The organism is Chitinophaga sp. G7 BAM 1005 (genome assembly GCF_057126945.1).
On sequence record NZ_CP181478.1, the window covers coordinates 2,905,474 to 2,917,995 of the forward strand.

Sequence of the window (12,522 nt, forward strand, 5' to 3'; positions counted from 1 at the left end):
GAATTGTTATTCCATAATTCCTGAAAGCTGTCTCAGGTGTTTGGAAACACGGAGGTGGTGGAGGGAAAACCCGGGTTATTTTGCGCAGTTTGTACAAAATAACCCGGTATTACTATTTCTTTTTGGCGCCCCTTTTCTTGGGTTTGCCGTATTTCAGCATCATCTTTTCTTTATGGGTCACCTTTTTGTTGGGCTTCATATTTTTGGCCAGCTTCTGGTGAAAGGCCGGGCCTACATCTTCCCGCTTGGGCGCTTTTACCAACGTATTCCGCATGTGTATTTTCGGTTTTTCATCTTCCGTTAATACATCAGAAATCACCAGGTCTTCAGGTAATGGCTGTACCGGAATGGCATAGTTCATCAGGCTTTCAATCCGTGCGAGGTCTTCTGTTTCCGCGTCTTTGGTAAACAGGATCGAAATTCCTTTTTTATCTGCCCTGCCGGTTCTGCCTATTCGGTGAATATAGTTTTCCGGTACTTCCGGCGTATCAAAGTTGATCACATGGGTAACTTCGGCAATATCAAGTCCGCGGGCAATGATATCTGTGGCAATCAGGAAACGGTATTCGTTCTGCTGAAATTTGCGGACAGTATTAAAACGATGATTCTGTTCCTTGTTGGAGTGAATGATACCTACCTGGCCGGGGAATTCCTTCTCCAGCTGCTCATGCAGATCATCCGCCAGTTGTTTGGTGGCGGCGAAAATGAGGGTTTTGGTCATGCTCTTATCGTCTGTGATCAACATTTCCAGCAGGTTCACCTTCGTATAAAAGTTAGGAACCCGGTACACGATCTGGTCGATATTTTCCAGTGGGGTACCGGTAGGTGCGGCTTCTATTCTTACCGGGTTATTAAAATGCGTTTCAATCATTTTCTCCACGTCTTCCGTAATGGTAGCGGAAAACATCAGGTTCTGCCGCTTCTGGGGCAGCAGGTCCATGATATTTCTTAACTGCGTCCGGAAACCGAGGTTCAGCATTTCATCTACCTCATCAATGATCAAACGTTTTACCAGCTTCACTTTCAAAGCTCCGCTGAGGATAACGTCGTACAGGCGTCCCGGGGTGGCCACCAGGATATCCAGTTTGTCCTGCACGGCTTCCATCTGGGGATTCATATTCACGCCGCCATAAATGCCCAGTACCGATACATTCATGTAGGTAGTGAGCTTTTTAACGGCTTCCACCACCTGTACTACCAGCTCCCTGGTAGGTACAATGATCAGTACAGTGGGATATTTCTCTTTCGAAAATTTAAACTGCCGTAATGTGGGCAACAGGTAAGCGAAGGTTTTACCGGTACCTGTTTGCGCAATTCCGCACACATCCTGTCCGGACATGATAACGGAAAAGGCGCGCTGTTGTATGGTGGTAGGTCTTTTATAGCCTAATTCGTCTATCGCGTTTAATAATGGGGTGTTCAGGTTTAAATCACCAAAAGTCATGATACTACTATAATATGAACGGCAAAGGTAAAGAATTACCAATTATGGATTTGTCCTTTGTAATTCTTATTTCAATACATTAGCATAAAAAAAGCTATGAAAAACCTCCACATACCGGCTGTTTGTGTACACGCATATGGAGGCCCTGAGCAATTGCAATTGCAGGAAGTGCCCGTTCCGGCGCCGGCAAAAGACCAGGTATTGATCAAAGTAGTGGCCACCGGCGTAAATCCCATCGACTGGAAAATAAGAGAGGGTTTTATGAAACATCCTTTGCCTTATATACCGGGTGTGGAAGCTTCCGGTATTGTTACCGCCGTAGGGGAAGGCGTATTTGGTATGAAACCAGGCGACGAAGTATATGGCCCGGTAGATGGCTCTTATGCCGCCTACGCTATTTCAACGGCCGAGTTGCTGTTCCGCAAACCGCCCGGCGTATCTTTTGAGGAAGCAGCTACTATGGCGGGGGCCAGAACGGCCTGGGGAGCCCTGTTTGATATAGCCGGCCTCGTAAAAGGGCAACGCATCCTCATACATGCTGGAGCAGGAGGAGTAGGGCATTTTGCGGTACAACTGGCGTTTAATGCCGGCGCTTATGTGATAGCAACGGCCAGTGAGGAAAATCTCGGCTTCGTTACCTCGCTCGGAGCCAGTGAAGTGATTGATTATAATGCCGCCCCTTTTGAAACCCAGGTGGTGCCGGTGGATATTGTATTTGATACGGTTGGGGGAGATGTCACGGAAAGATCACTCGCCGTACTCAAACCAGAGGGATTACTGTTGTGTATTGTGCAAATGCCTGACGCTGAAAAGGTGGCTGCAGCCGGCGTGCGCGCGTTATGGGGCGGTACCAAAACACTGGCATCCATGAAGGAAGTGCATAAGCTGCTGGATAAAGGATTGATCCAACCCTACGTCCGCAAAGTATTTCATTCCCTGTCGGAAGCTGCTGCGGCACAGGAATACAGCAAAAACGGCGGCAGCGGAAGAGGAAAAACAGTATTGAAGATATCTGAAGGATAAACGGCTGATGCCGTTATTTGCCGAGTATTTTTTTCCGGTGCTGGATGCCCCATTTCTGAAGGGCGATGATCACACTGTCCAGCGTAGCTGCATAAGGCGTTAAGGTATATTCTACAGATACCGGCTGGGTATCATACACGGTTCGCTTCACCAGCTTATGCGTTTCCAGGTCTTTCAGCTCTTTGGAAAGTACTTTCGACGTTATTTTCGGAATACTGCGCTCTATATCACGGAAACGTTTATGTCCCCGGGAAACAGCTATAATAATGGGCAGTTTCCATTTCCCGCTGATCACATCCAGCGCATCCCTTACCGGCATAATTACTTTATGGCAATCAGTATGAGAGCTGTTTTCTGTTTCTGGCCTGCCGCAATCAATTGTGAGTTCTTCTGTTTTCATCTGCATACAGTTGGTTACCTTTTGTAAAGCACTTACCTTTGGGAAACTGCTTACTTTTTGATAGCAAATATATTAACTTTGTTGATAGAACCTAAATTAAAAATGATGAAAGTAGAAATATGGTCAGATATCATGTGCCCGTTTTGCTATATCGGCAAACGGAGATTTGAAGCAGCGCTGGAGAAATTTCCAGGGAAAGATGATATTACCGTGGAATGGAAAAGCTTTCAGCTGAACCCTTCCCTCAAATCCCAGCCTGGCAAGGATGTATATGACTATGTAGCAGAAATGAAAGGGCAGTCGCGCGAATGGGCGTTAACCGTACACGAACAGCTGGCAGGAACTGCCCGCGAAGCCGGTCTTACCTATAACTTCGACAAAGCCGTTATCGCCAACTCTTTTGATGCCCACCGCCTCATTCAGCTGGCCAAACAACAGGGCCTCGGCGACGCTGCGGAAGAACGCCTGTTTTATGCCTATTTTACCGAAGGTAAGGATGTGAGCAATCACAACACCCTGCTGGAACTTGGCGTGGAAATCGGACTGGATAAAGCCTCCGTGGAAGCCGTACTGGAAACGTCAGAAATGGCAGCAGCAGTGAATAAAGATGTGAACGAAGCACAGCAACTGGGAATCAGGGGAGTACCGTTTTTTGTACTGGACCGCAAATACGGCGTGTCCGGCGCACAACCGGTAGAAGCATTCACACAAACCCTGGAACAGGCTTTTGCAGAATGGAAAAGCACACAACCGGTAAATACACTGGATACCTTATCCGGACAAGTTTGTACACCAGACGGAGATTGTCAATAGTTTGATTTTTTATAAGATAATTGGCTGGTCAGCAGGAATGTTGGCCAGCCAATTTTTTTTATGGGTATAGCCGGAAGAGGGCTTATTAAAATCAGTAAACACACAACTTTTTGACTTCATTGATTGTTAATGACTGTTTTAAATAGCCGTAGTCATTTTCATTCACAGGAGATTATAAGCATGTTGGCCTGCATGCACTGGAACCCGTTTTCAAATAATTTTTAATCATATCAATTCTACACATGAACAAAAGTAACTCAGCAACTAAAGCTTATTTGGTAGGAAGCGGTATTGCTTCCTTATCTGCCGCCTGTTACCTGATAAAGGAAGGCGGACTGGAGGGGAAAAACATTACTATATTTGAGCAGGATGAAAAATATGGAGGAAGCCTTGATGCGGGCGGTAACCCAACAGATGGTTACAGTATGCGTGGCGGCAGGATGTTCGAGGAAAAATTTAATTGTACTTATGACCTTCTTTCGTTTATTCCATCAATAAGTAATCCTGAAAAATCAGCAAAAGATGAATTAATGGAATTTCACCAGGAATTTTTCTGGAATGATAAAGCCCGCCTGGTAGCAGGCGGAGAAATTGTTGATGTGGCGAACCTGGGGTTTCACGAAAGAGATAGAATTGACCTGGTAAAGCTTTGTGTTACCCCTGAAGAATTGCTTGAGAAAAAAACAATTGAAGATGTTTTCCAACCCCATTTTTTTGAAAGCAATTTCTGGTTCATCTGGTGTACCACTTTTGCCTTTGAGCCCTGGCACAGCGCTATCGAATTTAAGCGTTATTGCTTACGCTTTACGCATTTATTCAGCACCATTGATACGATGGCCGGGATTTACCGCACACAATTTAACCAGTTTGACGCAATGGTGAGGCCGATAGTAAAATGGCTAAAAGAAAGGGATGTACGGTTTGAAATGGGTACTGAAATAACGGACATTGCCGTACGAATTGACGATAAAGAGAAGGTGGCCGAAAAATTATACGTCAGGAAAAATGATAAAGAAAGAGAGATTGAATTGTTGGCAGATGACCTGGTGTTTGTTACCAATGGCAGCATGACAGCTAATTCAAGTACAGGCAATAAACATACAGCCCCTGTTTTGCAAACTGAAAAGACCGGAGGATCATGGAAGCTCTGGCAAACGCTTGCCGGCAAAACACCTGAATTTGGGAATACAGCTCCGTTCTGTAGTGATATCCAAAAAACAAAGTGGATGTCATTTACCGTTACCACAAAGGATCCCACCTTCTTCAACCTGTTGGAAAATTTTTCAGGAAGCCCGGCGGGTAAAGGCGGACTGGTTACAATTAAAGATTCCAATTGGCTGCTGACAGTTGTATTAAACCATCAGCCGCATTATTATGATCAGCCGAAAGATGTTTGGGTTTGGTGGGGCTATGGCCTTTTCCCTGACAAACAGGGCAATTTTGTCAGGAAAAAAATGTCTGAGTGCAGTGGCGATGAAATATTACTGGAATTACTATCTCATTTGCATTTCACAGAACAGGCGCAACATATCATCGAAACATCCATTATCATCCCCGTAATGATGCCATACATTACCAGCCAGTTTATGCCCCGGACGGGAAAAGACCGCCCAAAGGTTATACCCGCGGGTTCTAAAAATCTTGCCTTCATCGGCCAGTATGCGGAGATTCCGGATGACGTTGTTTTTACCGTTGAGTATTCGGTCCGCACTGCGCAAACCGCGGTATTTGGCCTGCTGAAATCAGACAGAAAAGTGTCACCGTTTTATAAAGGCCAATATGATCCGGGCATTTTGATGGATTCATTAAAAATGTTACACAGGAAGTAAAGCACCGCCTTTTTTAGGAGATAACCAACGTTGTTAAATAAACAATGCGCAGGACAGAATTCCTGCGCATTGTTTATTTAATGGAGATAATTTATAAAGACTTCAATATTCTCATAATGACATGCGCCTGCTCACCCGCCAACCGTTAACCCCAACCAAACACGATCATCCTGATTCATAATTTTCCTGCGCATTTCTTCTTAGCTTTACACCTCAAATATCCATTTATGGCGCTTCTGAAAAGAATAAACCCTTTTTCAAGGCAAAACGACGATACCGGATTCGGTACCAATGCAAATGGCTATGGCGGCCGGTTTATTAACCGCGACGGAAGCTTTAATATACGCCGCGAAGGACGCTCGTTTATGCAACGTTTTAATATCTATCATGCTTTACTGAGTGTTCCTGCCTGGCAGTTCGCCCTGGTGATCCTGCTTTTTTACTTCTCCATAAACCTGCTCTATACGGGCATTTACTGGTGGATAGGTACGGAAGGGTTTCAGGGGATCATCGGTAAAACCAGTTGGGAAAGATTTAAAGAAGTATTCTTTTTTAGTACGGAAACCTTTACCACTGTGGGTTATGGCCGCGTTAACCCGGTGGGCGACGGCGTAAACTTCGTGGCGGCCATCGAAGCTATGACGGGCTTCCTCTCTTTTGCGGTGGCTACCGGTCTTATCTATGGCCGCTTTTCAAAACCACGGGCACACCTGTTGTTCAGCGATCATGCACTGATTGCTCCTTACAAGGATAAAACAGCCCTGATGTTCCGCTTTGCTTCTTACAAAGAAAATCATACCCTCACTAACGTGGAAGTACTGGTAACAACAGGTTTCCAGGTGCAGGAAAACGGGGAGGCGGTATATAAGTTTTACAACCTCGCGCTGGAACGAAGCAAAATTGAAACCCTGTCTATGAACTGGACAGTGGTACATCCCATCGATGAAAACAGCCCTTTTCTCGGGTTCACGGCGCAGGACATGGAAGTGGCCGATGCGGAAATCTATGTAACGGTAAGAGGCTTTAATGATGTGTACTCCAATACTGTGTTGCAACGTACCTCTTACACCTACCAGGAAATTATTTATAACAGGAAATTTGTACCGATGTACCGGGAAAGCGATAACGGGAAAACAACCGTGCTGGAGCTGCACCACCTGAATAAAACAAAAGAATCGAAATAGTTTATACCCGGATGCAGTGATCATCACTGCATCCGGATCATATCATCAGTTTTTACGGGAAATCAGCAATAATCCCAGGAAAGTAAACAGCCCGTTGATAATCAGCAGTTCAAGCCCTATCTGGAATTTACCAAAAATGTGCGTCTGGTATACATCCACCACCAGGCAAAGCAGTGGCGCAGCCACACAAATCACCGGCACCAGCGCATCATGCACCTTGCGTTTGGTTAAAATGCCAAAAGCAAAAAGTCCCAGCAGCGGGCCATACGTATAAGTAGCTACTTTCAGGATCACGCCTATCATGCTCTGGTTATTCACCCATTCAAATACCATCACAAAAAGGAGAAAGATAAATGCCATCATCAGGTGAATACGCTGACGGTACTTTTTCTTTTCCACTTCGGTCCAGTCGGTACGTTTTTGCATATCCAGGATGTCGATGCAGAGCGAAGAGGTGAGGGCTGTCATAGCGCCGTCCGCACTGGGAAACAAGGCAGAGATAAGCGCAATGATAAAGATCACGGAAATCACCGGCGGCATGTGGTGCAATGCCAGTTCCGGGAATAATTTATCGCCGGTAGCAGCTACCTGTTGCTGCGCGCCATATAGATGAAGCAAACCACCCAGGAAAAGGAACAGGCCAATAACGATCACCATAATAAAAGCCAGCGACACCATGTTTTTCTTGGAGTCTTTTAACGTTTTTACGGAGATGTTTTTCTGCATCATCTCCTGGTCAAGGCCGGTCATGGTGATGGTGATGAAGGCGCCCGCCACAATCTGTTTTACGAAAAAGAGCTTGTCGTTTGGATCGGTATTAAAGATCTTTGTCAGCCCCCTTTCACTCATGGCTGTAAAACTTTCTCCCAAACTAAGGTTCATGGTATGCAGGATATAGCCTACACAAATTACCAGTCCGGCCAGCATACAGGTAGTTTGCAGGGTATCGGTATATACAATTGTTTTTACGCCGCCCTCATACGTGTACAGCAATATCATAAATAAGATGATAATGGTGGTTAGCCAGAAAGGCACGCCAAAACTGGAGAGGATGGCATCCTGCAAAATCCTCACCACCAGGTATAGTCTTGCGGTAGCGCCCAGTGTGCGGGAGAGGATAAAGAAGGAGGCGCCGGTTTTATAGGAACTTCTTCCAAAGCGGCTGTCGAGGTAATTATAGATAGATGTTAATTGCAGCCGGTAATAAAGCGGTATCAGTACATAGGCAATGGTAATGTACCCGATAAAATACCCCAGGGTGATCTGCATGTAGGAAAAGGCGTCGCGTCCAACGGCGCCGGGTACACTTACAAAAGTAACCCCGCTCAGTGAGGTGCCTATCATTCCAAAGGCCACCAGCATCCAGTTACTGTTGCGGTTACCAATGAAAAAGGAGTCGTTGTTGGAATTGCGGCCCGTATACCAGGCTACCACCAGCAGGATGATGAAGTAGGCAATGACGAATGAGAATAATAATCCTGGAGACATAAATCAAATTTAATCAAGATACTACTTTCCCGCTAAAGGCGCAAAAGAGCAGAAACGCAAATATAATATCTTCCGGACTTCACGGGCAGGGAAATTCCGCGCCCCAATCCCTTCATTTAAATACTTGACAAAGGCAAATAATAAATTTGCTTTTGTCAAGTATTTATTTACTTTTGTCTGGAAAACAAGTAAGTATGACTGTCGAATCTCCGGTTGTAGGTGATATCCGTCGCTTCAACCGTTTCTATACCGGCATGATCGGGCTATTGAACCAGCACATCCTGGACAGCAACCTGTCGCTGTCTGAAGTAAGGGTTTTATTTGAAATAGGGCAGCTTGGAAAATGCACCGCAGGGCAATTAATAGCCATTCTGAAAATTGACGGAGGGTATCTCAGCCGCCTGCTGAAAAAATTTGAGAAGAACGGCTGGCTGAACAGGCAGCAGTCTACCGCCGACGGACGTACGTTTTTTCTTCATCTCAGCGCAGCCGGTAAAAAAATGTTGTCCGGCCTGGAAGATAAATCCAACCGGGAAATCCAACAGATCACCGGTCATCTCTCCGAAAAGCAACGATACCAGGTAGCCGGCGCCATGAAAACCATTGAACAGGTATTATCTGCGCAGCCGGGCGGGCAAACTTCGGATATCCATATCCGTTATAACCTCCTGCCGGGGGATGTGGGATACCTCATCTACCTGCACGGGCAGCTGTACGCGAAGGAGTCGGGATATAACCTGGAGTTTGAGGCATATGTTTGTAAGACGTTCTACGAATTTCTCCCTACCTATAATCCGGCCAAAGACAGGATGTTTCTCGCTACCGTAAACGACCAGATTGTGGGGTCCGTAGCCATCCTGGGATCTTCCCGCCACCTGGCGCAGTTACGCTGGTTCCTGATCCATCCCGACTTCCGGGGTAAAGGACTTGGAAAGAAACTATTACAGGAAGCACTTGCCTTTTGTAAAGAAAAACACTACCAGAAAGTATACCTGATGACTACCAGTATGCAGGAAACCGCCATTGCCCTGTACAAGAATGCCGGCTTCCGCAAAACGGGCGAAAAATACCTGCAACTGTGGGGGCAGCAGCTTTATGAACAGCGTTACGACATGGATTTATTTTAAGCCTCCTGTTATGCATATTTATGCAGCAGTACTACCTGCCCCAGGTGGTACGCATCATGCTCGGCCAGTCCCTGCAGGTAATAAATGGCCTTATGTTCCGTTCCCGGAAAGGTGTCAAACAGCTCTTTCTCCGGGAATTTGCGGATGGTAGCGGCTATTTGTTCAAAGGAATGTGCCAGCCGGTGTTTGGCAGCCTCCCAGTTTTCTTCCCCGTGGTTCTCCGGCATATAAAAATCAGGCAGATCCCCGTCCTGCTCCGGCGCTTCATTGTGCATGTACCGCTGCACCCGCTGGTGCCAGAAGATCACATGGTTAATAATCTCCCAGGTATTATTGGATTCCCCGAAAGATTTTACCGCCTGTTGCGCATCAATACGCGAAAGATGTTCCTGGAAGGTAACATCAATCCAGGGCGCGCCATGGTAAAGATTTTCAATTGATACAGCTAAATGCTCCAGTAATAAAGACATACAATAGGATTTTTATTTTAAAAGATATCCGGCGCCAAACACCGGTAGCCTTCCCGTTATTCGTAATTTACTGAATTCTTTCCCTTATTTTTAAAGAATATAAAAACCATCGTTATGGATCAGCAGCAACTGGAAACCAACAAAAATGAAGATGCTATGCGGATGGCAATCAGCACCATGAAACAACGCCTGGGCGTAATAGAACAGGGCGGAGGAAAGAAAAGCCTGGAGAAAGTGAGACAAAGAGGTAAGCTCACCGCCAGGGAACGCATTCAATACCTCATCGATAAAGACACCCCCTTTACCGAAATCGGCGCCTTTGCCGCCTACGACATGTACGAAGAGTATGGCGGATGCCCCGCAGCAGGCACCGTGGGAGGAATCGGGTATGTAAGCGGCCGCCAATGTATGATTGTGGCCAACGACATGACCGTAAAGGCCGGGGCCTGGTTTCCCATGACCGGTAAAAAGAACCTGCGCCTCCAGGAAATCGCTATGGAAAACAGGCTGCCGGTCATCTACCTGGTAGACAGTGCAGGCGTATTCCTTCCCATGCAGGATGAAATATTCCCCGACAAAGAACACTTTGGCCGCATCTTCCGCAACAACGCCCGCATGAGCGCAATGGGCATCACGCAAATCGCTGCAGTAATGGGCAGCTGCGTGGCCGGTGGCGCTTATCTCCCTATCATGAGCGATGAAGTGCTCATGGTGGAAGGCAACGGCTCCATCTTCCTCGCCGGACCTTACCTCGTTAAGGCCGCCATCGGGGAAGACGTAGATGCGGAAACGTTAGGAGGCGCCGTTACCCATACAGAGATCTCCGGCATCGCCGATTATAAATTTAAATCCGATGAGGAATGTCTCGATCAGATTAAGCGTATTGTAAGCAAACTCGGTCACACCGGCAATGCAGGCTTCGACCGGATTGAACCACAGCCCCCTGCAAAGCCTGCCGGTGAACTGGACAGCGTGCTGCCGGCCGACAGCTCCCGGCCCTATGATATGCTGGACATAATAGACCGCATTGTAGATGCCAATACGCTCGACCAATACAAACAGGACTACGGCAAAAGTATTATCTGCGGCTATGCACGCATCGATGGCTGGGCTGTTGGTATTGTTGCCAACCAACGTAAAATTGTAAAAAGCAAAAAAGGCGAAATGCAAATGGGCGGCGTTATTTACAACGACAGCGCCGATAAAGCAGCCCGCTTCATCATGAACTGTAACCAGAAAAAAATTCCCCTCGTATTCCTCCAGGACGTAACAGGATTCATGGTAGGCAGCAGAAGCGAACACGCCGGTATTATCAAAGATGGCGCAAAACTGGTGAATGCCGTTGCTAATTCAGTGGTGCCAAAAATCACCATCGTTATTGGTAATTCCTATGGCGCCGGCAACTACGCCATGTGTGGTAAAGCCTATGATCCACGCTTTATATATGCCTGGCCATCCGCTAAAATTGCGGTGATGGGAGGAGAGCAGGCAGCCAAAACATTATTGCAGATCCAGGTGGCATCTCTCAAAGCAAAAGGACAAGTGATCACACCCGAAGAAGAAGCCCGCCTGCTGAAAGAAATTACCGATAAGTATTATGCGCAGACGACTCCCTACTACGCCGCTTCCAGGTTGTGGGTAGACGATATCATTGATCCCGCCGATACCCGGATAAGAATTGCAGAAGGTATTAAAGCAGCCAACAACGCACCGGTGGAACAGCCTTTTAATGTAGGCGTATTCCAGGTGTAAAGAACGGAGGGGAAAGTGTTCGATCCCCTCCGCACTTTTCCTTATCTTCGCGCTTCTTTAAAATTGAACATGGCTGAACTGGTAGTATATACAGATGGTGCATCCCGCGGTAATCCCGGTCCGGGTGGGTATGGCGTAGTACTCATATGGGGAAATGTCAGGAAAGAATTATCACAGGGATACCGTAAAACCACCAACAACCGGATGGAACTGCTGGCCGTTATTGTTGCACTGGAAGCACTGAAAAAGGATGGCTTAACAGTAACCGTTTTTACAGACAGTAAATATGTAGTGGATAGTATTGAGAAAGGATGGTTGTGGAGCTGGGTGAAAATTAATTTTAAAGACAAAAAAAATAAAGACCTCTGGATGCGTTTTATTCCGTTGTATAAAAAACACCAGGTAAAAATGCATTGGGTGAAAGGCCACGCCAGCAACCCTTTCAACAACCGTTGTGATGAGCTGGCAACGGAGGCCGCCGACAGTGGCAACTGGCTGATTGATGAAGGTTTTGAAAAAGGACTGGCCTAAAGAATAACACTGGCCCTGTAGCCAATATTACACTCACCACTTCAGGCGTTATCATCGCGCTGCGGATGCGTAAAGGCGGTTGATGTACTCCGCTCATCACATTTTTTACCAATGAAACCTACGTCAGTACTGAAAATCTATTTTGGTGAAAAATTTTTTCTTCAACATTTTTAACAATTCTTTTGTTTTTAATAATGAAAGCATATAGCTTTGCGACCCATTAGTCTATAGGAATTATAGGATAATAGAACGGAACGAATTTAAAGATTTGCTTATGGAGAATATTACCCAACCCAACTATTGTTGTTGCCATCATTAAAAATCAGCAATAGGTATTTGTCTGCTTAACCACAGCAGGTTACAACCGATCAATAACTGTTTCCGGAACTCCGTCTGTACCGGCGTTAAAAAACAATGGGATACAATGCTGCAATGCCTGTTCAATAACAGACAGGGACGGG

Annotated in this window: 11 protein-coding genes; 7 read left to right on the plus strand and 4 right to left on the minus strand. The window is 46.2% G+C overall.

The window, feature by feature from the left end; all coding sequences use genetic code 11:
• Window positions 1-112: 112 nt before the first annotated feature.
• A complete protein-coding gene (locus ACMXI2_RS11455; RefSeq protein ID WP_483781721.1) occupies window positions 113-1,444 on the minus strand; it encodes a DEAD/DEAH box helicase in 1,332 nt (443 codons plus the stop codon).
• A 96-nt stretch (window positions 1,445-1,540) separates the two neighbouring features.
• Here ACMXI2_RS11455 and ACMXI2_RS11460 point away from each other — a divergent pair, with 96 nt between their 5' ends.
• Complete coding sequence (locus tag ACMXI2_RS11460; RefSeq protein WP_483781722.1) at window positions 1,541-2,467, plus strand: NADP-dependent oxidoreductase; 927 nt, start codon at window positions 1,541-1,543, stop codon at window positions 2,465-2,467.
• 13 nt (window positions 2,468-2,480) lie between these two features.
• Here the strand turns inward: ACMXI2_RS11460 and ACMXI2_RS11465 are convergent, their stop codons facing one another.
• Complete coding sequence (locus tag ACMXI2_RS11465; protein WP_483781723.1) at window positions 2,481-2,873, minus strand: winged helix-turn-helix transcriptional regulator; 393 nt, start codon at window positions 2,871-2,873, stop codon at window positions 2,481-2,483.
• Window positions 2,874-2,972: 99 nt separating this feature from the next.
• On the opposite strand from ACMXI2_RS11465, the gene ACMXI2_RS11470 reads away from it, so the two are divergent.
• The 3 genes from ACMXI2_RS11470 to ACMXI2_RS11480 all read left to right on the plus strand — a co-directional run bounded on the left by ACMXI2_RS11470 (window position 2,973) and on the right by ACMXI2_RS11480 (window position 6,693).
• Window positions 2,973-3,680 (plus strand): DsbA family oxidoreductase, encoded by a 708-nt coding sequence (locus tag ACMXI2_RS11470; protein WP_483781724.1) that lies wholly within the window; start codon window positions 2,973-2,975, stop codon window positions 3,678-3,680.
• A gap of 242 nt (window positions 3,681-3,922) precedes the next feature.
• On the plus strand, window positions 3,923-5,509 hold the full coding sequence (locus ACMXI2_RS11475; RefSeq protein WP_483781725.1) for an oleate hydratase: 1,587 nt from the start codon (window positions 3,923-3,925) through the stop codon (window positions 5,507-5,509).
• A 227-nt stretch (window positions 5,510-5,736) separates the two neighbouring features.
• Window positions 5,737-6,693 (plus strand): ion channel, encoded by a 957-nt coding sequence (locus tag ACMXI2_RS11480; protein WP_483781726.1) that lies wholly within the window; start codon window positions 5,737-5,739, stop codon window positions 6,691-6,693.
• A gap of 45 nt (window positions 6,694-6,738) precedes the next feature.
• Here ACMXI2_RS11480 and ACMXI2_RS11485 read toward each other — a convergent pair whose 3' ends face one another.
• A complete protein-coding gene (locus ACMXI2_RS11485; RefSeq protein ID WP_483781727.1) occupies window positions 6,739-8,181 on the minus strand; it encodes a sodium:solute symporter in 1,443 nt (480 codons plus the stop codon).
• 194 nt (window positions 8,182-8,375) lie between these two features.
• On the opposite strand from ACMXI2_RS11485, the gene ACMXI2_RS11490 reads away from it, so the two are divergent.
• On the plus strand, window positions 8,376-9,308 hold the full coding sequence (locus tag ACMXI2_RS11490) for a bifunctional helix-turn-helix transcriptional regulator/GNAT family N-acetyltransferase (RefSeq protein ID WP_483781728.1): 933 nt from the start codon (window positions 8,376-8,378) through the stop codon (window positions 9,306-9,308).
• An 8-nt stretch (window positions 9,309-9,316) separates the two neighbouring features.
• Here the strand turns inward: ACMXI2_RS11490 and ACMXI2_RS11495 are convergent, their stop codons facing one another.
• Window positions 9,317-9,778 (minus strand): DinB family protein, encoded by a 462-nt coding sequence (locus ACMXI2_RS11495; protein ID WP_483781729.1) that lies wholly within the window; start codon window positions 9,776-9,778, stop codon window positions 9,317-9,319.
• A gap of 114 nt (window positions 9,779-9,892) precedes the next feature.
• Between ACMXI2_RS11495 and ACMXI2_RS11500 the strand changes: the two genes are divergently transcribed.
• Both ACMXI2_RS11500 and rnhA read left to right on the plus strand, forming a co-directional pair.
• Window positions 9,893-11,530 (plus strand): acyl-CoA carboxylase subunit beta, encoded by a 1,638-nt coding sequence (locus ACMXI2_RS11500; RefSeq protein WP_483781730.1) that lies wholly within the window; start codon window positions 9,893-9,895, stop codon window positions 11,528-11,530.
• A gap of 69 nt (window positions 11,531-11,599) precedes the next feature.
• The gene (rnhA, locus tag ACMXI2_RS11505; protein WP_483781731.1) at window positions 11,600-12,061 is read left to right on the plus strand and encodes a ribonuclease HI; all 462 of its coding nucleotides are present in this window, start codon (window positions 11,600-11,602) and stop codon (window positions 12,059-12,061) included.
• Window positions 12,062-12,522 lie beyond the last annotated feature (461 nt).